We start from the raw sequence: 22,103 nt of genomic DNA on the forward strand, positions 1-22,103 counted from the left end.
CGCTCCGCGCTGACCGTGGTGACGAGACGTTCGTTGTTCGTTCTCTCTCGCCTCGGAGTCTTCGATGCCTTTCGCTCTCTATCTGCTCGCCCTGGCGGTCTTCGCCATGGGCACCTCGGAATTCATGCTCGCTGGACTGGTGGCCAATATCGCCATCAGCCTCGACGTCCCGGTAGGAACCGCCGGCCTGCTGACATCAGCCTTCGCCGTCGGCATGGTCATCGGCGCGCCCACCATGGCTGCCTTGACACGCCGGCTGCCGCCCCACGGCACGCTTCTCGGGTGCCTCGTCCTCTTCGCCCTCGCGCATGTGATCGGTGCGATCACGGCCGACTTCGCCGTGCTCTTCTCAACCCGCCTTGTCGCGGCCTTCGCCAACGCGGGATTCCTGGCCGTCGCACTGAGCGTCGCGACCAGGCTCGTGGGGGCCGACGGGAAGGGGCGTGCTGTCGCGGTGCTCCTCTCCGGCACAACGGTCGCCACGGTCGTCGGCGTCCCCGCCGGCGCTCTCCTCGGAACCGCGCTCGGATGGCAGTCGACCTTCTGGGCGATCGCGAGCCTCAGCAGTGCTGCCGCCGTGGGTATCGCCACCGGCATTCCTGCCGATCGACGTTCCGGACTCGCGCCCGACCGCCCTGTGGGCTCACCGTCGCTGGGGACGGAGATCCGCCTGCTCGCCTCCCCCCGCCTCTTTCTACCGATGGCGCTGGCTGCATTGATCAACGCGGGCACGTTCGCCGTGCTGACGTTCCTTGCGCCGCTCGTGACCGGCGTCGCCGGCCTGAGTGAATGGTGGCTGCCGCCGGCGCTGGTGCTCTTCGGCATCGGGTCCTTCATCGGCGTCACCGTCGCGGGACACCTGTCCGACCGCAGACCTCGAGCCGTCATCACGGTGGGCGGCGTCCTGCTCCTGCTCGGTTGGATCGCCATGGCGGCATCTGCGAGCCAGCCCGTGGTGCTGCTCGCCCTGGTCCCTCTCCAAGGCATCCTGAGCTTCGCCGTGGGCAGCACCTTGATCACACGCATGCTCTACGCGGCGACGGAGGGCCCCACGATGGGCGGGTCGTACGCCACGGCCGCGCTCAACCTAGGAGCGGCCGCAGGACCTCTCCTCGGGGCGGCAACCCTGACCACGACGCTCGGCGACGTCGGGCCGGTGTGGGTCGCCGCTTTCGCCACAGCCGTGGCCCTGTCACTGGCATTGCCGCTTCTTCGAGTCATCGCCCCCGGAGAAGTACGGTCACACCCCGCCGCCGCCTCCACCTCCACCGCCACCGCCGGCGGAGCCGCCGCCCGACGACCCGCCGGAGGACGATGACGATGACGCAGAGGCCGAGAGGTGGGAGATGCCCGAAGAGAAGGCACCCGCGTTGAAGCCGCTCGAACCGAGGTACCACGCGGGCGCGTTGCCTTCGCCGTACAGCACGGCCAGCTCATTCGCCCACTGCTTCTCCTGTCCGAAGACGACCGCGTACGGCAGCAGCTTCTCGTACAGCTTCAGCTTCACCCGCGGGTCGGTGACATCGACGGGCACGCGCTCGGCTCCCTGCGGAGACTGGAGCATGCGGATGCGGTCGGCCTCGGCCCACTCGATGAATTGCTTCAGGCCCAGCAGATGGTCACGCACCTCGGTCCCCTCGGCGGTGAGCGGCTTGCGCGCCACCATCCCGGCGACGACGATCACGACGAGGACGGCGGCGATGATGAGCAGGATCGGCACCAGCGGTGTGACGAAGGCCGACAGGGCCGCGATGCCGAACAGCACGACCAGCACGGCGGCGAGGACCGCGATCACGACCGGCCACGCGCGCGGTCCGATTGGCACCGGGCGGCGAAGCCCGCGCGTGACGAGCTCCGAGGTCGCAGCCTTCAGCACCTTCTGCGCGGTGGACGAGAACCTCGTGTCGGTGCGCCCGAACTCGAACTCCTCGCCGGGCCTCCCCGTCGGGAAGAGCCCGGGAAGCAGCATCCGGCCGTCGCCGTCCGCTCGCGACGGGTCGACGAGCACGGCCTTCAGTCGCGTTCCCCCGAACCATCTCGCCGCACCCTCCTCGATCCGGATGCTGCCGACGACGGCCTGCTCCAACACCTCGGCGGGGATGGCCTTCGTCGTGTACCCGAGCAGCACCGCGCTCTCGAGGGCGTCGACCTGCCGCGGCGGCGTGTACTCGGCGATGATCACGGGACGACCAGGAGCATCGCGCAGGTGCCGGGCGCGCGTCATCCCGGCGAGCACCAGAGCGCCGCCGAGACCGAGCAGCGCGACCCCGCCCTGCAGCCAGCCCCAGGGCGACGACAGATATCCCGGGTCGAACTCGGTGAAGGTGTCGGGCGCGAACCCGATCGCGATCGTCATCGTCTGGTACGGCGCGACGTTCTCGGCTGACGCTTGCACGGCGCCGTCGACATCGGTGATCGGGCACGTCTGCGTGGAGCCCTGTGCACCGACGTAGCAGGCCTGCTGGCCCGTGCGCGCGGCATCCAGCTCCGCCGGCATCGTGACCCTGGCCGTGATCCGCCCGAACGGCTGCGCCCAGTCGGTGCCGTTGACATCCCAGTAGAACTCGTCGGAGTCGGTGTCGGCGAAGAACCTCGCGACGTTGTCGAGCGTGTAGGTGAAGACGTAGGTCTGACGCCCGTGCACGAACTCGTCGGCGCGCGAGGTCACCGCGTACACGCCGTCGTCCGATTCGGTCTCGGCCGGCCGCGGCGAACCGTTCTCGTCGGTGATCGAGACGAGCCGAGGGTGCAGCGGCGCGCCCTGATAGGAGTCCGGGATCAGCCGGCGCATCCCGTGGTTCTGATCGTGCTCGGGAAAGAGTGCGACGAAGGTCTCCACGACCGTCAGCGTGCTGGTCCCGTCATCCGCACGGCCGAGCTGGTACTCGACGTCCAGGCTCTCGAACGAGAAATCGTCCACATCGGCGCGGGCCGAGCCCGGCGTCCAGATGGCCAGCAGAACTCCGATGAGAGCGGCGAGCGCGAGCGAGGCGATTCTTCCCCGGCGCACGCCCACAGCCACGGTTCCGCAACTCCCCATGGGGCCAGCCTAGGGTCCGCGGCCTGCCCTAATCTTGACGGTATGACCGACCGCCGCCTTGCCATCGACGCGTGGGAGAGCCTCTTCCGCGCGCAGCACGAGGTGTTCGGCGACATCAACGACGACTTCGACGACGACACGCTGAGCCAGGCGGAGTACGACGTGCTGCTGACGGTCACGCGCGGGCCCGACATGACGGCGCGACTGCGCGACGTCACCGCCAACATGCTCATCAGCCAGCCCAGCGTGTCTCGCCTGGTCGATCGCATGGTCGTCCGCGGACTCCTCACCAAGTGCCCCGATCCCGACGACGGGCGGGGGGCGCTCGTGCGCGCGACGGATGCCGGAGCATCCGTGTTCCGCCGTATCGCCAGCGCCCACGGCAAGGCGATCGCCGAGCGCATGTCGCTGCTGTCCGACGAGGAGCTCTCGCAGCTGCGCGACCTGACCGCGAAGCTGCGCAAGAAGCAGCCCAGCTGCTGAGCTCAGTCCGCGGTCACGGAGTGCGTCGCCGCAGCGTGAGCGACGCCAGGATGAGCGCTGCGAGCGCGAACGCCACGACGACGATGAGAGGCCCGAACACGTCCCCCCCCTCGTCCCCCGCCGTCACCGCGTTGATCGTGTCGATGGCGTAGCTCAGCGGCAGCACCTTGGAGATCTGGTACAGCGCGTTCGGCATGTCATCGCGCGGCATGAACAGCCCACCGAGGATGATCTGCGGGAAGACGATCAGCGGCATGAACTGCACCGCCTGGAACTCGGTGCGGGCGAACGCGCTGGCCAACAGCCCCAGCGCCGTGCCGAGGATCGCGTCGACGACGGCCACCAGCCCCAGCTGCCACAGAGGCCCGTCCACCTCGAGTCCGCAGACCCACACCGCGAACGTCACGGTGATGATCGCCTGCAGCGTCGCCATCAAGCCGAAGGCCAGACCGTACCCGAGGATGAAGTCGGCCTTGGCGATCGGCGTGGTCATCAGCCGCTCGAGCGTTCCCGACCGCCGCTCGCGCAGCGTGGTGATCGACGTGATCAGGAACATCACGATGAACGGGAAGAGCCCGAGGATCGGGCCCCCGAACTGGTCGAACACGCCCTCCTGATCGCTGAACAGCCACGCGAACAGGCCGACCAGCAGGCTCGGCGCGACGAGCATGAGGGCGATCGAGCGCGGGTCGTGGCTCAGCTGCCGCAGCACTCGGCCGGCCGTCGCGAAGGTGCGCACGCCGTTCATGAGCCGCTCGCCTCCTCGCGGGCCTCCCGACGGGTCAGCGGGTGCGAGGCACCGTCGGCACTTGCCTCCTCCGGCGATCCGGCCGCAGCACCCGGCCCGTCAGCGGGTCCACGGGCGTCCCGTTCGATGAGCGCCAGGAACGCGGCATCCGGGTCGGTGGTGCCGGTGTCGGCCAGCAGGCCGTCGGGCGTGGTGTCGGCGATGATGCGGCCCGCGCGCATGAGGATGAGGCGGTCGCAGCGCAGTGCCTCGTCCATGACATGGCTCGACACGATCAGCGTCGCGCCGGTCTGCGCGAGCCCGCGGAACACATCCCACAGTTCGGCGCGGAGCACCGGGTCGAGGCCGACGGTCGGTTCGTCCAGGACGATGAGCTCGGGCGTTCCCAGCATCGCGACCGCCAGCGACACGCGGGTCTCCTGTCCGCCGCTGAGCGAGTCGATGGTCTGGTCGCGCTGGTCGGCCAGTCCCACCTGGGCGATGACCCGGTCGACGTCCGCCCGGGCCGCCCCGACCAGGCGGGCGAAGTAGCGCACATTCTGCTGGATCGTGAGGTCGCCGTAAACCGACGCCGCCTGCGTGTCGTAGGCGACGCGGTGCCGGAGCCCGCGTGATCCCGCCGGCTCTCCCAGCACGGTCACGGTGCCGCCGGCGACCTTCTGCACGCCGACGATCGAACGCATGAGCGTGGTCTTGCCGCAGCCGGAGGGTCCGAGAAGCCCGGTGATCTGCCCGCGCGGGATGTCGAGATCGAGGTGCCGGAACACCTCGGTCTTTCCGCGCCGCACGTGGAGACCGCGCACGTGGACGGCGCCCGGCGAGTTATTCATCACGTGATGAATTGTGCACCCGGACGTCACCGGCGTCAAGAGGTCAAGCCGGCTCGTAGAGGTAGCGCTGAACAGTCGGACCCACGCGTGCCACGAGCTCGTCGGGCGACGCGGCCACCAGGCCCGGCAGGCGCAGGACGTAACGCCCGATCATCAGACCGGCGACCTGCGAGGCGACCAGTCCCGCCCGCAGCTCCGCGTCGTCGACCTCCAGCGCACGGACGATGCGCGAGAGCAGCTCGCGGGAGATGAAGCCGGCGAGCAGCGGCGTCGTCAGCTTGTTGCCGATGGCCGTGCGCATGAGTGCGACCCCGCGGCGCCGCACGTCGGGATCCTCCCACGTCTCGACGAGGTACCGGACGATGCGTTCGCCGACGTCGTCGCGAGGACCGGCGAGGATCTCGGGCACCGCGACGTCCGGCCGCATCGGCGCCCCGATGCTCTCGCCGAACAGGTCGGCCTTCGTCCCGAAGTAGTGGTGCACCAGAGCCGAGTCGACACCGGCGCGAGCGGCGATGCCGCGCACCGTGGCGGCGTCGTAGCCGAGGTCGCCGAACTCGTCGATGGCGGCCGCGAGGATCCTCTCGCGCGCGTCGGACTGTCCCGCGCGCGGGCGACCGCGGCGCCGCTTCGGCGCAGGCACGACAAACTCCGCCACGGCCACAGCCTACGACCCCGACGCCCGAGCCGGCCGGGCCGACCTGTCGGAGCTCCGACGTAATGTGGGCCCATGCACATGCGCGCGCAGGCCCGGCTGCAAGTCGTCGCCGGCCCGATGTTCGCCGGCAAGTCGGAAGAGCTGCTGCGCCGCGTGCGTCGGGCGCGCATCGCCGGGCTGGCGGTAGAGGTCGTCAGCCACGCCCTCGACGATCGGCGCGGCGAAGGCAGGGTCAGCTCGCACTCCGGTCTGAGCGTGCCCTCGCGCTCGGTTCCCGATGTCGAGACGCTCACGACGTCGACGGCCGGCCGTGGGCTCGATCTCGTCGCGATCGACGAGGCGCAGTTCTTCGGCCCCGGCCTCGTGCCGGCCGTGGACGCGCTCCTGCGCGACGGCGTGACCGTGATCGTCTCCGGGTTGTGCGTCACCTTCGACGGGCGACCGTTCGAGCCGCTTCCCGCCCTGATGGCGACTGCCGACGACGTGCTGAAGCTCACCGCCGTCTGTGCGGTCTGCGGCGCCGATGCCCCGTTCCACCAGCGACTGGCGAGCGCACATGGCGGTGATCCCCTCATCCCCACGAGCGACCAGGTCGGCGGCATGGAGTCGTATCAGGCGCGGTGCCGGCAGCATTTCACCGGAGGCCGCCCGGCGTAGCCGCCGCAACGACGGATGCCCCGTCCCGGGCGGGACGAGGCATCCAGTTCTTCAGCGGGCGACGGCTACTGCTCGATCGGCTGCGGCGCGTCGGTGGACTCGTGCGCCTGGATCGTCGGCGATCCGCCCTCCGCCATCACCTCGATCTTGCGCGGCTTGGCCTGCTCGCTCACCGGGATCGTCACGCTCAGCACACCGTTGCTGTAGCTGGCCGAGATGCGCTCGGTGTCGATGCCCTGGCCGAGGTTGAGCTGTCGCAGGAAGCTCGCGGCCTCGCGTTCGCGCGTGATCCACTTGACGCCCTCGCCGGTCGCCAGCGTGCGCTCGGCACGGATCGTCAGCAGCTGGCCGTCGACGTCGATGTCGACCGAGCCGGGGTCGACGCCGGGCAGGTCGGCGGTTAGCACATAGTGGTCGCCGTCGCGATACAGATCCATCGGCATGCGGCGCGGGCCGCGACGCGTGTCGAAGAGACTGGACGCCAGGCGGTCGAGGTCACGGAACGGGTCATACGTGGCCATGGGAATCTCCTCTCTGTGTCGTGGAGTTGAGTCCACTCGACTCAACTACGTACAGATTAGCACTCTGCACTCGAGAGTGCTAACAAAGCGTTCGTTCGCTCTCAGCGAACGTTCGCGTGCCGTCAGCACTCGATGACGTTGACGGCGAGACCGCCTTCGCTGGTCTCCTTGTACTTGTGCGACATGTCGATTCCGGTCTGTCGCATGGTCTCGACCACCGTGTCGAGCGAGACGTAGTGCGAGCCGTCGCCACGCAGGGCGAGCCGCGCCGCCGTCACGGCCGTCGACGCGGCGATGGCGTTGCGCTCGATGCAGGGGATCTGCACCAGGCCGCCGACCGGGTCGCAGGTCAGGCCGAGATGATGCTCCATCGCGATCTCCGCCGCATTCTCGATCTGCCGGTTGGTGCCGCCCATGACGGCCGTGAGCCCGCCGGCCGCCATCGCGCACGCCGACCCGACCTCGGCCTGGCAGCCCCCCTCGGCACCCGAGATCGACGCGTTGGCCTTGAAGAGCGAGCCGAGCGCCGTCGCGGTGAGGAGAAAGCGGCGGATGCCGCGGCGCCGGTTGGCCTCGGCGACGGCGGCACCGTCCCACCGCGCGGCCTCCTCGGCCGCCACGGTCCGTCCCTGATAGCCCAGCAGCGCGCTGCCGACGAGCTCGCCGTACGGCGTCACCGCGTTGCCGGCTCCGAGGCCGGAATCGGCCAGGAACCGCCACCAGTACATCGCCACCGCGGGCACGATGCCGGCCGCACCGTTGGTCGGCGCCGTCACGACCCTGCCGCCGGCCGCGTTCTCCTCGTTCACCGCGAGCGCGAACGCGCCGAGCCATTCGCCGGGAAGCTCGCGCCGCCCCTCGGCCTCGGCGGCCTCGAGCTGCGCCCGGATCGACGCCGCACGTCTCTTGACCCCCAGCGTCCCGGGGAGCACGCCCTCGGCGCCCAGCCCGGCCTCGACGCACGAGGCCATGGCATCCCAGATCGCGTCGAGGCCCTCCGCGATCTGCTCCTCCGTGCGAACGGCTGCCTCGTTGATCCGCGCCACCTCCGCGATCGTGAGCCCCCGTTCGTCGCACAGCGCGAGCAGCTCCTGCGCGCTGGCGAAGTCGAGCGGAAAGCGGTGCGCCGCCGCCCCCTCGGCATCCGAGCCTGGGGATGGTGCACCCTCACGCCGGATGAAGCCGCCGCCGACGGAGTAGTACGTCTCACGCAGGACGAGTCCGTCGTCCGACCGGGTCATCAGGTCCGCCGAGCGCGCCGGCCCTGTCTCGCGGATGCCGGAGGCCGCTGTCAGCGCACGCGCGGGACCATCGCCGGGCGAGGCCCACGCCTCCAAGGTCATCGCATTCGGGTGTCCCGGCAGCCGGGTACGAGGCGCGAAGACGATGTCACCACGGTCGAACGGCACGGCACGGACTCCGGCGAGGTCGAGCGGTGCACGGTCGGGGCGGCCGCTCCACGCCGAGCGCACGGCATCCGGATCGACCGTCTCGGGCTCCAGTCCCCGCAGTCCCGCGACGACCGCGTCGGGGGTGCCGTGCCCGATGCCCGTCGCCCCGAGCGACCCGTAGAGCGTGCATGTCACGCGGCCGACCCGACCGAGCGCGCCACTCTCACGCAGGCGCACGGCGAAGTCGTGGGCGGCCCGCATGGGACCGACCGTGTGGGAGCTCGAGGGTCCTACGCCGATGGAGAACAGCTCGAACGCCGAGACGTAGGCGCTCATCGCCCCCAGGGTAACGCCGGGGGCGGAGCGATCTGCCCACCGTTATCGACTCGATAGCCGCAGGATGCCCCGATGCGCGCGGCCACGGGATGCAGGATGCCGCACTCAGACGCGCGGGCGGAACTCGATGAGCCCGATGGTGTTCCCCTCGGAATCCTTCACGAACGCATGCCATTCGTCATGGCCGGCCGGCCCCAGCGCGTCGTCTTCGTGGGTGAAGATCACGTGCGGAGGTGTCACGACCTCGACGTTCTCACCGAGGCGCTGAAGCGCGGCATCCACGTTCTCAACGCGCAGGTAGATCAGCGAGCTCGGTGCACCGCGATCCAGCAGCAGCCGCACGCCCTCCAGATCGAAGAAGAGCAGACCCGGCGGGTCGAACATCGCCGTCGGCGGGGTGCCGAGCAGAGCGGCGTAGAAATCCGCAGCGCGCGGGAGGTCACTGGCGCGCTGGGCGACCTGGACGAGTCTCATGGCGTCATTCTGACGCGCCGATCACGGCGATGCCAGTGACGGCAAGCCTCTCCCGCGCGGGCGCGGAGAGGAGTATCAAAGGAGCAACTGAGCTCTCGGAGGTCGACATGCTGTTCGTGGTGTATCTGATCCTGCTGCTGGGCGGGATGGTTCTGGTCGGCATCTCGTTCGCGTCGCCGGTCCTTCCCGGCCTGGTGTTCATCGCCGGGGTGCTGTGCATCGGCGCCGCCGTGGCCGTTCCCATCACCGCCGGAGCCTTCGAGCAGCGCAGGTAGCCGCGAACGGGTAGGCTCGGGAACTTCATCTGTTCCCGAGATGGAGGTCGCCGTGGCTGTCATGGAAGAGCCGATCTGGCTCACGCAGGACGCTCTGCGTCAACTGCAGGAAGAGCTCGACACGATCGAGCGTGAAGGTGTGGACGACGAGGCCGCCCAGGTGCGCGCCGTCGAACTGCGCGGCATCATCCGGCGGGCGCAGGTCGGGACGCGTCCCGACGACGGCATCGTGGAACCCGGTATGCGCGTCACGATCGAATTCGAAGCGGATGCCTCCCGCGAGACGTTCCTGCTCGGCGCGCGCTCCCTGCTCAGCAACGACGGCGAGCTGGCCGTCTACTCTCCGGAGTCGCCGCTCGGCCGGGCCATCACGGGCCTGCTGCCCGGCGATCGATTCTCGTACTCGGCGCCGACCGGCCGCCAGGTCGCGGGCTCGGTCATCGAGGCCGTGCCGCACGCCTGACCGGCGACCGGCGACCGGCGACCGGCGACCGGCGACCGGCGACCGGCGACCGGCGACCGGCGACCGGCGACCGGCCCGAGGGTGATCCTGTGGCCGGCGGTTGTCAACCCCATCGCGTCCGGCGCCTGGGCGCGCGACGGTGGCACGAGGCGAGATGCCTGGCAGCCATCGTACGAAGGAGCTGACATGACCGACGGCGAGCGCGGCAACACCACGCACGGACCGCGCCTGGACGAGGAGATGGAGCGGGAGACCCGCGGCATGGTGCAGGGCCACGGCAGCCCGCACGCGGAGCCGTTCCGCGAGACCGAGCCGCTTCCCGACGACACCGATCCCGCCCAGACGCAGGAGGCCTTCCGGCGCGATGACGAACGGGCCGCGGACGACCGGCGGGGCGCCGATGAGTGACGTCGAGCTGGAGCGGCTTCTGTCCGAGCCCGGCCCCTGGACCACCGCGTACATCGACGGCCCGAGCGATCTTCCCGAACCCGGCGAGCTCGCCCATCGGCGCGCGGCGCGCGAAGGCGTCGAGAGCGCGGGGGCGCCGCAGGCCGACATCGCCGCGATCGAGGAGGCGCTCGGACGCGGGACGGGCCTGCCGAGCCCGTCGACGCGGTACCTGCTGGTGCGGGACGGCCGCGTGGAGCTCGATGAGAGCTTCGCCGGCCCGCGTCACGGCCCCCAGCGTTTCCACCACGGACCGGTGCCGATGCTGGTGCCCCTGCTGTGGCATCGCGTTCGCGAAGACATCTCCTATGTCGTGGTCGAGACCGCGCGGGATGGCGCCCGTGTCCGGCTGGAACGGGTGGGAGCGGGCGAACCGGAGCGGTCGGTGGAGGTCGAAGGCGACACCGACAGCCTGCCCAAGGTGCAGGCCGGCGGATGGTCGCAGGCGAGGTTCCAGCGGCACTCCGAAGAGGTGTGGAGCAGCAATCAGGACGAGGTCGCCGACACCGTGGAGCGGCTGGTGCGCGACGCGCAGCCGCGATTCGTGGTGGTCTCGGGAGACGTGCGAGCCCGTCAACTCCTCGTCGAGAAGCTCGGCGGCGACACGCGGGCTCTGATCGTCGAGGTCGAAGCTCACACGCGCGCCGCGGGAGCGTCGGAAAGATCCGTGGACCAGGCGGTGTCGGATGCCGTCGAGCATGAGGTCGAGGCCGAGGAGGCGGAGGCGCTGGACCGGGCGGCCGCCGAAGCACACCGTCGGGGCGCTCACGGGGTGCGCGAGATCACCCCGTTGCTGCAGCAGGCTCAGGTCGACACGCTCATTCTCGACGACGCCATCGTGGACTCCGAGCGCCTGCTGGAGGCCCTCGCGGAGTCGCCGTGGGTGGCCGAGGGCGAGAACGACGAGTATGCCGCGCAGAGCCTCGGACGGGTGGCCGCAGGCGACGCCCTCGCTCGGGCGGCGATCCTCACGGGCGCCCGGGTGCTGGTGACCGGCGATCAGTTGGAGCCCGACGAGCCCAGACCCGATCGCCCGCCACGCGAGCCGGTCGCCCTGCTGCGCTGGCCGTCCGACGAGACCCCACCCCAGTAGCGACCCCCGCACCGGGCACCGGGCCCGGCATGTCGCCGGTCCGTGCGACGATCCGCGTGAGCGCGGACGGCGGGAGGCGGTATGCGGGGCGAAGCGACCGTGCTGCACGCCGACCTCGACTCGTTCTACGCGTCGGTCGAGCAGCGTGACGCGCCGGCGCTGCGCGGCCGGCCGGTGATCGTGGGCGGCGGCGTCGTGCTCGCAGCGAGCTACGAGGCGAAGGCCCGCGGGGTGCGGACGGCGATGGGAGGCCGGCAGGCGCGCGAGCTCTGCCCGGACGCCGTCGTCGTCCCGCCGCGAATGGACGCCTACTCGGCAGCCAGCCGCGCCGTGTTCGCGATCTTCCGCGACACGACGCCACTCGTTGAGGGGCTGTCCATCGATGAGGCCTTCCTCGAGGTGGGCGGCCTGCGCCGCCTCGCCGGCACACCCGAGCAGATCGCGGCGCGACTGCGCGCGCGGGTGCGATCCGAGGTCGGCTTGCCCATCTCGGTGGGCGTCGCCCGCACGAAGTTCCTCGCCAAAGTGGCCAGTGCCGTCAGCAAGCCCGACGGGCTGCTCGTCGTCGAGCCCGACCAGGAGCAGGCGTTCCTGCTGCCGCTTCCGGTCGAGCGGCTGTGGGGGGTGGGCGCGGCCACCGCCGACAAGCTGCATAGGCTCGGCATCCGCACGGTGGGGCAGCTGGCCGAGCTCGAGGAGGCGACGGCGGAGCGGCTGCTGGGAAGGGCTGCGGGAGCGCACCTGCATGCACTGGCGAGGCTGCGGGACCCGCGGCCGGTCGACTCCACCCGACGCCGCGGATCCATCGGCTCACAGCGCGCCCTCGGCAGCCGTCCGCGCTCGCCGGAGGAGCTGGACCTCATCCTCACCCAGATCGTCGACCGGCTGGCCCGGCGCCTCCGTGACGGCGGGCGCGGATGCCGCACCGTCGTCCTGCGGCTGCGCTTCGGCGACTTCGCGAAGGCGACCCGGTCCCGCTCACTGCGCTCCGCGTCCGACCGCACGGCGGTGCTGCTCATGGTCGCCCGGGGACTGCTCGCCTCCGCCCTTCCGGAGATCGCCGATCGGGGGATCACTCTCATCGGCGTCTCACTGTCGCAGCTGGCGCCTGCCGACAGCCTGCCGCCCGAACTGCCCATCGACTGGGACGACGGCGAGCGACTCGACACCGTGCTCGACGCGGTGCGGGATCGCTTCGGCGCCACGTCGGTGGCCCGTGCCGCGCAGCTCGGGCGGGATGCCGGATGGTCGACGCCCGTGCTTCCCGAGCACGAGTGAACGGAGCCTGGCGGCCAGGATGTCGCCGGCCGCGCTTACCCTGCTCCCATGGCGGAGCGCGTGGAGCTGTGGTGGGCCCGCCGGCAGTTCTCCAAGGGCAGGGAGGTCCCTTACCCGGCCGGGACCTACCGTGAGGCGTGGGCACCGTTTCCCGCACTGATCCGGCAGTATCACCCGGAGCTCAACGCCGGCATCGTCCTCAGCCAGATTCCGCCCGCCGCCGACGTGCTGCTGCTGTGGCAATGCGAGGCGGGCCACAAGTTCGCCGCGACGCCCGACGAGCAGCGCAACCGACCCGGGCGTGAGCGCCGCCGCTCCGCCTGGTGCCCGGAATGCGCGGATCTCGCCCGGCCTGCCCGTGCCCTGCCGATGCGCGACGCGGTGACTCTGCCGGGTTCCCCCGTGCCTGCCGCCCTCGCGAACCCGATCGAACGGACCGTTCTCCGGCCCCGGCGACCGCGGCCGAAGCAGCAGGTGTGCCCGAAGACGCCCGATATCCCCGTGGGCGAGCCGTTCCGCTCCGCGTGCGCGCCCAAGCCGGCGTCGGCGATCGAAGCCCGGGTGCGCGCGGATCTCTTCGCGCGCCTCTCGGTGACCGCAGGGCTCAACGCGGTCCGGGTCGCACGGCCGTTCTTCGATCATGTGGAGGTGTGGCCCGACATCCTGCTTCCCGAGCTGCGGGTCGCCATCGAGTACGACAGCACCGGTCGGCACGGGCTCGAGCACGTGGGCAAGCGAGCCGACGCCGACCGCCGCAAGGATCGGGCGCTGCGCAGTGCGAAGTGGGAAGTGGTGCGGATCCGCACGGGAAAGCTCGAGCCGCTCGGCCCCTACGACCTGCAGCTGTCGACCTGGAACCGCAAAGCCCTGGAGCAGCTCGTCGACAGACTCCGCGACATCCGTGGTCCGCTTCTGGTCGACCCGTACCTCGCGTGATCGGGCGCCGATGGCCTTCCGTTACACCAGCAAAGGATGTTTGATGGTGTCATGTCGTCAGGAGCGTCACCCGCCGAACCTCCGCAGATCGCGCTGATCAGAGATCTGGTCAACACGGTGGAGTGGCAAGAAGACGACGAGGCGTGGCCGACGGCATCCCGCCTCGCCGCCTGGATGCGCGAGAGATCGATGCCGGCCGCCGGAGTGAGTGCGGCTCATCTGGTGCGGGGTCGGCGGATTCGCGAGGGGCTGCGCGAGGTGCTGCTCAGCCACGCCGGGCACGAACCCCGTCGCGCGGCGATCGAGGACCTCAACGACGCGCTCAGCGACATCCCGCTGACACTCGTGTTCACCGCGGATGGCGCCGCTCGGGTGCGGGCCACCGGGGGCCGTGACGCGAACCCGCTCGCGCCCATCGTGGAGGCCATCCACACCGCGCGGCAGCACGCCGGCTGGCAGCGCCTGAAGGCGTGCTCGCGAGACACGTGCCGGTGGGCGTACTGGGACAGCAGCCGCAACGGCTCGGGACGATGGTGCTCGATGGAAGGCTGCGGGAACTACGTGAAGATGCGGCGCCGCAACGGACGCGACAGCGACTCGCTCGTCATTCCTCAGGCGGGCACGGCCGACCGCGTCGCAACCCTGGTCGATGTCGCCAGCAGGGCTGGTGTCTCCGCGAAGACCGTGTCCAATGTCGTCAACGGCGCCGGTCATGTCGCCGAGCCGACCCGCGCGCGCGTGCAGCAGGCCATCGACGAACTCGGCTACCGCCCGAACCTCGCGGCGCGGCAGCTGCGCACCGGGGCGGGGTCCGCCAGCGCTGGTTGATATCGGGCCAGAAGCGCCGAGCCTCAGCTGGAGAGACGGCGAGTTGTCGCCGAGGTTCACACCAGAGGAGCCAGGATGCCGCCTGTTGCGCGTCGTCCGCGGACCCGGTTGTTGATGGACGAGTCATGGGCGTTCATGCGGCGTACCGTCACCGAACATCGCGTCGGGCCGGCTATGCGTGCATGACCGATCCTGGGCGGTCGGGCCACTATGCCGCCGCGCCCGATCGGCGCGAGACTCGCCGCGATGGTCGTGACTTCCGCGCGCGGAGGGACCGGGTTGCGCGCATACCTGCCTATCGAGGGTCGCGCGGTCGTAGAGGCCTTGGCTACGGTCATGGGCATGGTCGAGACGGCAGTTGATCTGGACGAGTCTGGATGGCAAAGGCTCGCTCCTGACTTTGTCCCCGCTTCCCACCGCGGCCTCCCGATGCTGCGTCTGTATCTGCCGTTCATCGACCGTGACGGAAAGTCCGTGCGGTGGTCGCGATATGTCGACGTCGAGAATCATCCGGCGTCGCTGAATTGGTTCGAAGCGACACAGCAGGTAGCGCAGGAACAACCCGAGATCCGAGACCTCGTCTCCTGCATGGGCGAACTGGACGAATCGACCGCAGAAGCGCTGCGCGATGCCATCGGGGACATGGCGATGCGATGCCTGCGGTGGGTCGGGTACGGCGAGGTGCCCATTGACTCACCCGTTCGTGTTCACGGGCAAGACTACTTCGCGGCCGATCTTAGTCCGGCTGATGTGGAAGCGGGACGTCGGGTGCCCGAGTTCGCATGGGACGTGGAGACCCGGTTGGCGTGGGGCGGCCGGCTGTACCCGGATTCGCTGATCGTGGCAGCCGAACCACCGATCTTCCGACAGTTGCGCAACGATCCGCGTCTGGACTCGGTGACGGCGCGGGCGGAAGACGCCCTGCCTGGGAGCGTCGGAGACTGACCCAGCACACGGAGGTCGCCTGCCCCTCGAGACGTGCGGTGGTGGACCTCCGACGAACGCCGAGGCCCGTAGATCGAGACAAGGGATCGGTGTGATCATGAGCGGGTGGCGCGACGCTTTGGAACCCATCAGATGGTCGTCGCGACGGCCGTCGTCGGGATCGTCCTGATCCTCGCCGGCGGGAGCGCCGTGAGTGGGCTGGCCGTTTCGGCGATGAGAAACGGCGCGGACTACGCATGCGTATTTGATTCGATGTACGCCACTGATCTGGGGGCGGGTCACAACCCCGAGTCCGTGATCGCCGAAGGGGCTTGGTCCCTGATCCCGCTCGGACTCGAGTGCATCCTTATCGCGACCGATACCGGTACACGGGACCGGATAGACCCGTCGCAATTGCCCACAGCGCTGATCGTCGGCGGGGCGCTCTTCGGGAGCGTCGCGGTATTCATGGCAAGCCGAACTCGGCTAACCGATGTCGCCGAAGTCTCGGCTTATGTACCCTGGCGCGCACGCTCGAACGAGCCTGAAGATCCGCCCGCCTAACGACCGGCGTCGGGGCGAGTGGTCACATCGGTCCGAGAACGTCTCCAGGTTGCGCGTGCAGTTCGAGCCCGTCGAGGAGCGGCTCAAGTTCGCGTTCCTCGAATCGAAAGTGTGATTCCATGATCGCCGCGATGCCCTCCAGATGCTGCGCAATAGTCGTCGGGGACTCGGCGGACTTCACCCCGACATCGAATCTGCTCAAGAGCATGGAGATCATGTCGTGATCCTGCCGGAGCATCCGCACCACGCGCGCGGACTCCGGGTGCTGCGAGACGAGCGCAGGAAAAGGCATCGCGTCTTCACCTCGGTGATGTCCATCGAGAGCCACGCAGAACCCGTGGCAATACAACAGCAGATCTCGAGAAGCGTCCGAGATGTCAGCGCCGTCGCTCGCGGCCTTCTGTGCGATTTCAAGTGCGAGGCGCAGCCTTGCATGCGCTTCAACAAGGTGTCGCCGCCATGCGGCCAGCCTTGGGATGTCGCTCACGCGACGATATCGGTACGAGCTTTCATAGGTGACCGCCGTGTTGAGCGCAGTCTGACCATCGGATCAGCGAGCGCGTCGACAGCCTAGCGGTCTCCCCCAATTACTTACGGAATCGGACGCAACGTGAGAGGTGCCAGCCCGTGTTCTTCCCCGTGAGGTTGGGTACGCGGGCTGAGGGGGTTTGGCCGCCGATGCCGGTGTGGGGTCGGTGGTGATTGTAGTGATGCAGCCAGGCGTTGTAGGTGGCGGCGCGTGCTTCGTCGCTGGCGTAGGTCGCGGCATAGGCCCATTCCGCGGCGAGGGTGCGGTTGAACCTCTCCACCTTTCCGTTGGTCTGGGGCCGGTAGGGCTTGGTCCAGCGGTGTTGGATGTCGCCGAGGGCGGCGGCGAAGTCGCGTGAGCGGTAGCAAGATCCGTTGTCGGTCATGACGGCGGTGACGGCGATCCCGGCCTGTTGGAAGAACGCGTTCGCGCGGCGCCAGAACGCCGCCGCGGTCTCTTTGCGCTCGTCGGCCAGGATCTCCGAGTACGCCAGCCGGGAGTGGTCGTCGACGGCATGGTGCAGGAACGCGTAGCCGCGGCCCCGCTTCTTGTTGTTGCGATTCCCGGCTTGTCTGCCCAGCATGCGGTGTCCACCGCCGTTGGGGATACGACCCTGCTTCTTGATATCCACGTGCACCAACCGGCCCGGTCTGTCGACCTCGTATCGGACCGGCTTCGGCTTGCGGACGGGCAGCCCGGTGGCCTGGTCCAGATGCGTCAGCAGCGGCATCCGATACCGGGCCAGCACGCGGCCGACGGTGGAGCGGTGCAGGCGCAGGTGATACGCGATCCGATGCGGCCCCCATCGGCGGGGGAACCGCAACGCCACGATCCGGCGCTCCGTGCGTCTGGAGATCCGTGACGGTGACGAGTGCGGGCGAGAGCTGCGGTCGGTCAACGGGCACCCGGCGCGGGATCGGTCAGCCCACCGCTTCGCTGTCGCCGGCGAGCACTGGAACCGTTCCGCGGCCCGCCGCAGGGGCCACTTCTCGTCGACGACGAGAACAGCAAGACGACGACGCCCTTCCGGCGTCAAAGGCGCGTTAGCGTGAGTCACGAAGACCTCCGTGGAGCGGATGTGAGGGTGGTACCCACATCGTCCCCGGAGGTCTTCGCCTACCTCAGACGTTCACAACGTGTCGGGGAAGAACAGCTAGTTGGCCGTTCTCGGTCACGCTGCTCTACTCCGTCCCAGGTTCCCGCGACGCGCGGTCTCTGCGATTCTCTCCAGTAGGCCCGTACTCGTCCACTTCGCAGGCGCACGCAATGGGACTGGCCAGCGTTCAGCGTGGCAGGAGCTTTCGGCACGGGCTTTTGTTTGGAAGAATGCCAACATGAGCGCTGGAGGGCGTCGGGTGGGCATCGCGGCACGCGTGGCCACGGTGGTCGCACTGTTTGCGGGGGCCTTCACGACGGCGGCCGGCGTCTTGATGAATTCCGCAGTCGCCGCGACCAACGGCGTTTTGCTGCTGGTGGGAACCGTACTCCTCGTCGGGATCACGTATGCCGCGGTGTTCGCGCGAGAAGACCAGCTGGCTCGACGCGCCTCCTCGCGCCGCGGCTAGCGCGGTGCAGTTGAGAACCCTTCACCGCTCGCACAGAGCCGGCTCCGCGCATCTCTGATCTTGGGCGGGGGACGCACCAAGCTATGGAGGGCCGCCAACGTTCCATCGCAGGATGTTCATCACCATGAGCACCAGAGTGAGAACGACCGACAGCGAGGACAGAACCCAACGCTTCGCGATTATCGCGAGGACGCAGGAGGCGATGGAGGCGACCAGAAGTACGCGCACTGTGGCGATCCAGACTGCGACGTCATCGGGACGCAAGCCTCCACCGAATCCACCGTCGATGAGCAGGCCCATGCCAAGTATCGCTTGGATGCCGGTGGCGACCAACACGGTCAGCCAGAGGATCCAGCCAATCCGTCCGGTTCTCAGTCGCGTGGTGGATACAGGAGGATCGACCTCCTGAGGGCTCGGGCCGACGTCATCCGACAAGGCAAGACCCAAGCGTTAGACCCACGTACGAAGTCAATCATGTCTCGTCGGACGACCGCTCGCTGGAGGACCGGCCATCGGGTTTGCCTCGTTAGGTCAGCAGGTTCGTCACACCGCCAATGCCGAGGGCAGCGCCACCCGCCGACAGGACGACGCCTCCTATGCGGCACAGCCAGAGGTAGTAACTCCGCGGCGCTGCGAGCAACCGCGAGTGTCGGGTGCGGCTTTCGTTTCGCGTCCACATGGTGTCGGCGATCGACGACGCCTTGAGCGTGAATATCAAGCCGAACACCGCTATCGCGACGCCGAGCAGGATCGCCAGCACAGGCATGGACAGCACAGGTCGACGATATCCAGCCCAGTTGACCGCTCCAAAGAAGGCCCGCTCCCGGGCGGGGCCGAAAAACCTTCCGCGCCGAGACACCCGGCGGAGGGAGGGGCATGCCGGACTGAAAGAATCGCTCGCGTGAGCCCTTCTCGATGGTGGAGCAAGCCACCGCCGCCCGATGCCTCGATCGAAGTTTTCCGGGATGGGGTCGGCGAGCTCTTGCGCGAGGGCCAAGTCGTCGGGCATCTGGCTTCGAGCCTCTCCGAGTTCAGGACGCTGTTCAGCCCGCGGCAATTGCAGTGGTGGGTCTGGTTGGTCGCCGTTTGGCCGGATGGATCCCGCGAACGCTCCATCGAGGACTACCCGCCTTGGTCATACGTGAATCACATCAAGCACGGCTACATCGAATGCGACGAATGGAGCACCGAGCGCCGCGGCCGCTACGAGTTCCGCTGGCTTCCAGCGGCCGAAGCAGCCGCCGCATGGGAGTTCCTCCCGATCCAGCCCAGCGATTTCTGAGGACGGCCCGCCGCCGCGTCCCCGGGGGGGGGATATGTGGCTCGCTGAGGGACCGGCATCCGAGCGACGTCTCCAGCGGATGGCTACGCTTTCATCGAGCGTCCCGCGTCGGCACTACCCGTTAGAACTGGTACGCGAGCTCGCGAACCAGGTCATAGCTGGCGATCCCGTCTTCGCGCGACTCGCACCACAGCCGAAACATCTCCATCGTCGAGTGTTCGTGCACCTGCAGGGCGTCCTCGGAAGCTGGCACGGTGCAGTCCCACGACCAGATGACGAAGCCGTTCGTTTCGGCAATGATCACGTTGGCGACGCCGCCCGCGTCGTGCACCTGCTCCTCGACGTCGCCGACGCGGTCGGACGGCAGGACGACGACGATCGGCGCGACGCCGTTGGAACGCCGAACGGGCAGGACGTCGCCGTGAGCGCGCAGGCGCGCAAGCGACTTCATGACACGGATGATTGCCTTGTCGCGATCACTCTGAACGTCGTCGCTCATTTCAGCCCCCACCTGTCGCGAATATGTACCTATTGTGCACGCGCTCATAGCCGCTGTCATGGCATTCCTGCACGTCAACCTGCGAGCGGAGCGGCAAGATGTCCTGGCGGTCGTCGGCGCGGTGATGGCCAGTGGTGTGCTCGTGGAAGTACCCATGCTGCGCGCAGACGGAGTACCGCTCCGACCATTCACCGTCGCGATCGCGGCTCATCCATGCGATGAAGAAGCGCACGAGCCTGCCCTCGTAGAACCAGAGGACAGTGAGGATTTGGTGATCCTTGCTTAGGTAGATCTCGTTCTCGTCTTTGAGGCATTCGTCTTCGCTTGGCGGCTCGTACAGCTCCACCGACTGTTGAGCGTCTCGGGCAGCACGGCGCGACTGGCGATCGTTCTCGATCCGATTGTCGCGGCTCGGCATGGCGCCGATCCTATGCCACGAGTTGAAGCGAGCCACGGCTTTGCCGCGCGAATCGGTGCATTCGTCCGGTCCATACTCGCGGTCGCAAACGTCGCTTGAGTTGTAGTCAGCATTGTGACGCTGGTCACCCGAAGGCGAGCAGGGGCGCGATACCGATGCGCAGCGGCCGTCGGATCCTGTTGACGTCATGGCCATGGACACAGGACTCGGGATCGCGTAAACAAGTCTGGCTTCGCCGTGAAGCTGAAGCGGCATGACCGCTACGGTCTGAACAAGGCCATCAACCGGGTAGGCCCCGTCCCCATGGACGCACGGCGCAAGACCGGCGCGTGGATCGCAAACAGCCGACGTCGCGGGACGGTAGGTGCGTGCGCTCAGGATTTCGAGATTGCGATGTCCTTCAGTGAGTCAGGTGCCCACCTCAGGTAGTAGGCGAAAAACGGGTCCACGAGGTGCAGCGTCGAATACTCAGCGTCGTACTCCAGGACCGGCTCGCCTTCGATCTTGTCTTTGGCGATTGTCGTCATCTGTTCAAGGACATTGGTAATCTCGTGCCGCTGGGGGAGGTCGGATGCCAAGATTTCTCGCATCGACGCGCGGATCTCCTCGTAAACGAGGGTCGTACGAGGACCGGTGTTCTCGATGGCGGCTAGCACTGCGCCGTAGATATCGGTGCTGATACCCGACTTGAGTTCCCGTGACATGCGGTCGGTGCGCGTTCGTGGTCCGGTCTTGAGCAGGTCAAACGCCGACTTCGATGAAGCAGCCGCCTGTTTCTCGAAGAACTGTTTCCAGTCGGGAGAGGTGAACGGGGACTTGAGCTTCCGCTCTTCATCGCGATTGGCGAGACAGAGGTTCAGGCAGTGGGTCTGCATGAGGTGAGGACTGCCGAAGCTCTCCTTAACCATCCGACGAGTAAGGGACTTGTGCACGGCGACGTGAAGTGCGTTGAAGCCCTGGTTGCCAATAAGCGACAGGTCATCGTCGTTCCATTGGGCGACAGTGAGCGGTTCGACGCGGCCTGTCATTTCCTTCTCGACCCGAACCACGTCGTAGGCGCGGTGCGGGACGGCGGCGACAATGACTCCCAGCCCGTCGAAGATGAGGTCCTTGAGGCCACGGACGATCTGCAGTTGCTCATCGCCGTCGATGTAGTGGAAGTCGTCGATGATGACGATGCGGTCGGTATCGCGGAGTGCGCGGCGAGCGGCCGAACGTGGGTCCGCAGCCCGCGAGCGAGTGATGCCCGAGGTGAGGGCGTCGTCGGCCGACGCGCCCCCGGAGACAGACACGACGCCCGCGTTTAGCTCCCCTTCGAGGTGTGCTCCGTTGCCACGCGTACGCTCCGACGACAGCGAGTGGTCGGTGAAGACCTCCAACTCGTCGCAGATCGCACTCCAGAAGTCGTCAGCAGAGTCGATAGCACCGCCAGAAAGCCAGACTGCGCTCGGCACGAGCCGCTTCAGGAGAACGGTCTTGCCGGATTTGGTCGGCCCGGATACTGAGAGGAGCGGCTTTTGGCGGCGCTCAAGCCAATGCTCAAGGTCCTCCTCAAGATTCAGGTGCGCTCGCGAGACGTAGGTCTCACTGGGCAACCCACCAGGGATGAACACATCGTCGGGACTCAGCGACATGTGCCCGATCCTAGGGCTGGATCGTTGCTCACTTGTGCCACGACACCGGGCGAAAACCGGCTTCGGGGCCCCGCCTCTGCCGCACCGCCACGCTGTGCTGACTCACCAGCCGCTCGCACCTTGCCTGAGGCGGATTGAGCGGCCAGGAGGGACACCGCCCTCAAACTCGCCGAGCACGCCTCAGCGCGACCGGATACCCACCATCAACGCGCAATGCCCGGATGGGGATC

Annotated in this window: 26 protein-coding genes and 3 pseudogenes; 15 read left to right on the forward strand and 14 right to left on the reverse strand. The window is 68.4% G+C overall.

Translation table 11 applies throughout. From position 1 onward, the window contains the following. Positions 1-64: 64 nt before the first annotated feature. Positions 65-1,222, forward strand: a pseudogene (locus C9992_RS07370) (Cmx/CmrA family chloramphenicol efflux MFS transporter); the annotation flags it as partial. Positions 1,223-1,240: 18 nt separating this feature from the next. On the opposite strand, the gene C9992_RS07375 reads toward C9992_RS07370, so the two are convergent. Continuing rightward, positions 1,241-3,040, reverse strand: coding sequence for a DUF2207 domain-containing protein (locus C9992_RS07375; protein WP_106814939.1), 1,800 nt, complete (start codon positions 3,038-3,040; stop codon positions 1,241-1,243). A gap of 42 nt (positions 3,041-3,082) precedes the next feature. On the opposite strand from C9992_RS07375, the gene C9992_RS07380 reads away from it, so the two are divergent. Continuing rightward, positions 3,083-3,523, forward strand: coding sequence for a MarR family winged helix-turn-helix transcriptional regulator (locus tag C9992_RS07380; RefSeq protein WP_106814940.1), 441 nt, complete (start codon positions 3,083-3,085; stop codon positions 3,521-3,523). A 13-nt stretch (positions 3,524-3,536) separates the two neighbouring features. On the opposite strand, the gene C9992_RS07385 is transcribed toward C9992_RS07380, so the two are convergent. The 3 genes from C9992_RS07385 to C9992_RS07395 are packed head-to-tail and all read right to left on the reverse strand — an operon-like array spanning position 3,537 to position 5,759. Then, positions 3,537-4,271: an ABC transporter permease gene (locus C9992_RS07385; protein ID WP_106814941.1), complete on the reverse strand. Its 735-nt coding sequence runs from the start codon at positions 4,269-4,271 to the stop codon at positions 3,537-3,539. After that, complete coding sequence (locus C9992_RS07390) at positions 4,268-5,101, reverse strand: ABC transporter ATP-binding protein (RefSeq protein WP_106814942.1); 834 nt, start codon at positions 5,099-5,101, stop codon at positions 4,268-4,270. The genes C9992_RS07385 and C9992_RS07390 overlap by 4 nt, the downstream gene beginning before the upstream one ends. A gap of 43 nt (positions 5,102-5,144) precedes the next feature. Beyond that, complete coding sequence (locus C9992_RS07395; RefSeq protein ID WP_235008104.1) at positions 5,145-5,759, reverse strand: TetR/AcrR family transcriptional regulator; 615 nt, start codon at positions 5,757-5,759, stop codon at positions 5,145-5,147. 72 nt (positions 5,760-5,831) lie between these two features. Here C9992_RS07395 and C9992_RS07400 point away from each other — a divergent pair, with 72 nt between their 5' ends. Continuing rightward, a complete protein-coding gene (locus tag C9992_RS07400; RefSeq protein ID WP_106814943.1) occupies positions 5,832-6,416 on the forward strand; it encodes a thymidine kinase in 585 nt (194 codons plus the stop codon). Between the two features lie 65 nt (positions 6,417-6,481). Here the strand turns inward: C9992_RS07400 and C9992_RS07405 are convergent, their stop codons facing one another. The 3 genes from C9992_RS07405 to C9992_RS07415 form a co-directional block, all read right to left on the reverse strand. After that, on the reverse strand, positions 6,482-6,937 hold the full coding sequence (locus C9992_RS07405) for an Hsp20/alpha crystallin family protein (RefSeq protein ID WP_106814944.1): 456 nt from the start codon (positions 6,935-6,937) through the stop codon (positions 6,482-6,484). A 122-nt stretch (positions 6,938-7,059) separates the two neighbouring features. Continuing rightward, positions 7,060-8,664, reverse strand: a complete 1,605-nt coding sequence (locus C9992_RS07410) for an L-serine ammonia-lyase, iron-sulfur-dependent, subunit alpha (RefSeq protein ID WP_106814945.1) — start codon at positions 8,662-8,664, stop codon at positions 7,060-7,062. 105 nt (positions 8,665-8,769) lie between these two features. After that, the gene (locus C9992_RS07415; RefSeq protein WP_106814946.1) at positions 8,770-9,138 is read right to left on the reverse strand and encodes a VOC family protein; all 369 of its coding nucleotides are present in this window, start codon (positions 9,136-9,138) and stop codon (positions 8,770-8,772) included. Positions 9,139-9,245: 107 nt separating this feature from the next. On the opposite strand from C9992_RS07415, the gene C9992_RS18190 reads away from it, so the two are divergent. The 10 genes and pseudogenes from C9992_RS18190 (at position 9,246) to C9992_RS07460 (ending at position 15,946) form a co-directional block, all read left to right on the forward strand. After that, on the forward strand, positions 9,246-9,413 hold the full coding sequence (locus tag C9992_RS18190) for a hypothetical protein (protein ID WP_200826248.1): 168 nt from the start codon (positions 9,246-9,248) through the stop codon (positions 9,411-9,413). Between the two features lie 61 nt (positions 9,414-9,474). Beyond that, positions 9,475-9,876: a GreA/GreB family elongation factor gene (locus tag C9992_RS07420; protein ID WP_106815316.1), complete on the forward strand. Its 402-nt coding sequence runs from the start codon at positions 9,475-9,477 to the stop codon at positions 9,874-9,876. A gap of 186 nt (positions 9,877-10,062) precedes the next feature. Next, positions 10,063-10,284 (forward strand): hypothetical protein, encoded by a 222-nt coding sequence (locus C9992_RS07430; protein WP_106814947.1) that lies wholly within the window; start codon positions 10,063-10,065, stop codon positions 10,282-10,284. Beyond that, positions 10,277-11,416, forward strand: a complete 1,140-nt coding sequence (locus C9992_RS07435; RefSeq protein WP_146145305.1) for a baeRF2 domain-containing protein — start codon at positions 10,277-10,279, stop codon at positions 11,414-11,416. Before C9992_RS07430 ends, C9992_RS07435 begins: the two co-directional genes overlap by 8 nt. 81 nt (positions 11,417-11,497) lie before the next feature. Next, positions 11,498-12,694, forward strand: coding sequence for a DNA polymerase IV (gene dinB, locus C9992_RS07440; RefSeq protein WP_106814949.1), 1,197 nt, complete (start codon positions 11,498-11,500; stop codon positions 12,692-12,694). 48 nt (positions 12,695-12,742) lie between these two features. After that, positions 12,743-13,630: a zinc-ribbon domain-containing protein gene (locus tag C9992_RS07445; protein WP_106814950.1), complete on the forward strand. Its 888-nt coding sequence runs from the start codon at positions 12,743-12,745 to the stop codon at positions 13,628-13,630. Positions 13,631-13,819: 189 nt separating this feature from the next. Continuing rightward, positions 13,820-14,200: pseudogene (locus C9992_RS18355) on the forward strand (CGNR zinc finger domain-containing protein); the annotation flags it as partial. 36 nt (positions 14,201-14,236) lie between these two features. After that, positions 14,237-14,434 (forward strand): annotated as a pseudogene (locus C9992_RS18360) (LacI family DNA-binding transcriptional regulator); the annotation flags it as partial. Between the two features lie 360 nt (positions 14,435-14,794). Continuing rightward, positions 14,795-15,403 carry a hypothetical protein gene (locus C9992_RS07455; protein ID WP_146145306.1) on the forward strand — a complete coding sequence of 203 codons (609 nt, stop codon included), beginning with the start codon at positions 14,795-14,797 and terminating at the stop codon, positions 15,401-15,403. A 132-nt stretch (positions 15,404-15,535) separates the two neighbouring features. Next, positions 15,536-15,946, forward strand: coding sequence for a hypothetical protein (locus tag C9992_RS07460; protein WP_106814952.1), 411 nt, complete (start codon positions 15,536-15,538; stop codon positions 15,944-15,946). A 22-nt stretch (positions 15,947-15,968) separates the two neighbouring features. On the opposite strand, the gene C9992_RS07465 is transcribed toward C9992_RS07460, so the two are convergent. Both C9992_RS07465 and C9992_RS07470 read right to left on the reverse strand, forming a co-directional pair. Continuing rightward, positions 15,969-16,433, reverse strand: coding sequence for a hemerythrin domain-containing protein (locus C9992_RS07465; RefSeq protein WP_106814953.1), 465 nt, complete (start codon positions 16,431-16,433; stop codon positions 15,969-15,971). Positions 16,434-16,533: 100 nt separating this feature from the next. Beyond that, complete coding sequence (locus C9992_RS07470; RefSeq protein WP_106814954.1) at positions 16,534-17,532, reverse strand: IS481 family transposase; 999 nt, start codon at positions 17,530-17,532, stop codon at positions 16,534-16,536. A gap of 277 nt (positions 17,533-17,809) precedes the next feature. Here C9992_RS07470 and C9992_RS07475 point away from each other — a divergent pair, with 277 nt between their 5' ends. Then, a complete protein-coding gene (locus tag C9992_RS07475; RefSeq protein ID WP_146145307.1) occupies positions 17,810-18,040 on the forward strand; it encodes a hypothetical protein in 231 nt (76 codons plus the stop codon). Positions 18,041-18,121: 81 nt separating this feature from the next. Here the strand turns inward: C9992_RS07475 and C9992_RS07480 are convergent, their stop codons facing one another. Together C9992_RS07480 and C9992_RS07485 are read right to left on the reverse strand one after the other, a co-directional pair. Further along, a complete protein-coding gene (locus tag C9992_RS07480) occupies positions 18,122-18,475 on the reverse strand; it encodes a hypothetical protein (protein ID WP_146145308.1) in 354 nt (117 codons plus the stop codon). 91 nt (positions 18,476-18,566) lie between these two features. Then, complete coding sequence (locus C9992_RS07485; RefSeq protein ID WP_106814957.1) at positions 18,567-18,815, reverse strand: hypothetical protein; 249 nt, start codon at positions 18,813-18,815, stop codon at positions 18,567-18,569. Positions 18,816-18,941: 126 nt separating this feature from the next. On the opposite strand from C9992_RS07485, the gene C9992_RS07490 reads away from it, so the two are divergent. Next, positions 18,942-19,322: a hypothetical protein gene (locus tag C9992_RS07490; protein ID WP_106814958.1), complete on the forward strand. Its 381-nt coding sequence runs from the start codon at positions 18,942-18,944 to the stop codon at positions 19,320-19,322. 121 nt (positions 19,323-19,443) lie between these two features. Here C9992_RS07490 and C9992_RS07495 read toward each other — a convergent pair whose 3' ends face one another. The 3 genes from C9992_RS07495 to C9992_RS07505 form a co-directional block, all read right to left on the reverse strand. Further along, positions 19,444-19,821 carry a hypothetical protein gene (locus tag C9992_RS07495; protein WP_106814959.1) on the reverse strand — a complete coding sequence of 126 codons (378 nt, stop codon included), beginning with the start codon at positions 19,819-19,821 and terminating at the stop codon, positions 19,444-19,446. A gap of 1 nt (position 19,822) precedes the next feature. Next, positions 19,823-20,239 carry a hypothetical protein gene (locus C9992_RS07500; protein WP_106814960.1) on the reverse strand — a complete coding sequence of 139 codons (417 nt, stop codon included), beginning with the start codon at positions 20,237-20,239 and terminating at the stop codon, positions 19,823-19,825. A gap of 374 nt (positions 20,240-20,613) precedes the next feature. Continuing rightward, a complete protein-coding gene (locus tag C9992_RS07505) occupies positions 20,614-21,873 on the reverse strand; it encodes a P-loop NTPase family protein (protein ID WP_106814961.1) in 1,260 nt (419 codons plus the stop codon). Positions 21,874-22,103 lie beyond the last annotated feature (230 nt).

The sequence above is a fragment of the Microbacterium timonense genome (genome assembly GCF_900292075.1).
GTDB classification, from domain to species: Bacteria; Actinomycetota; Actinomycetes; order Actinomycetales; family Microbacteriaceae; genus Microbacterium; species Microbacterium timonense.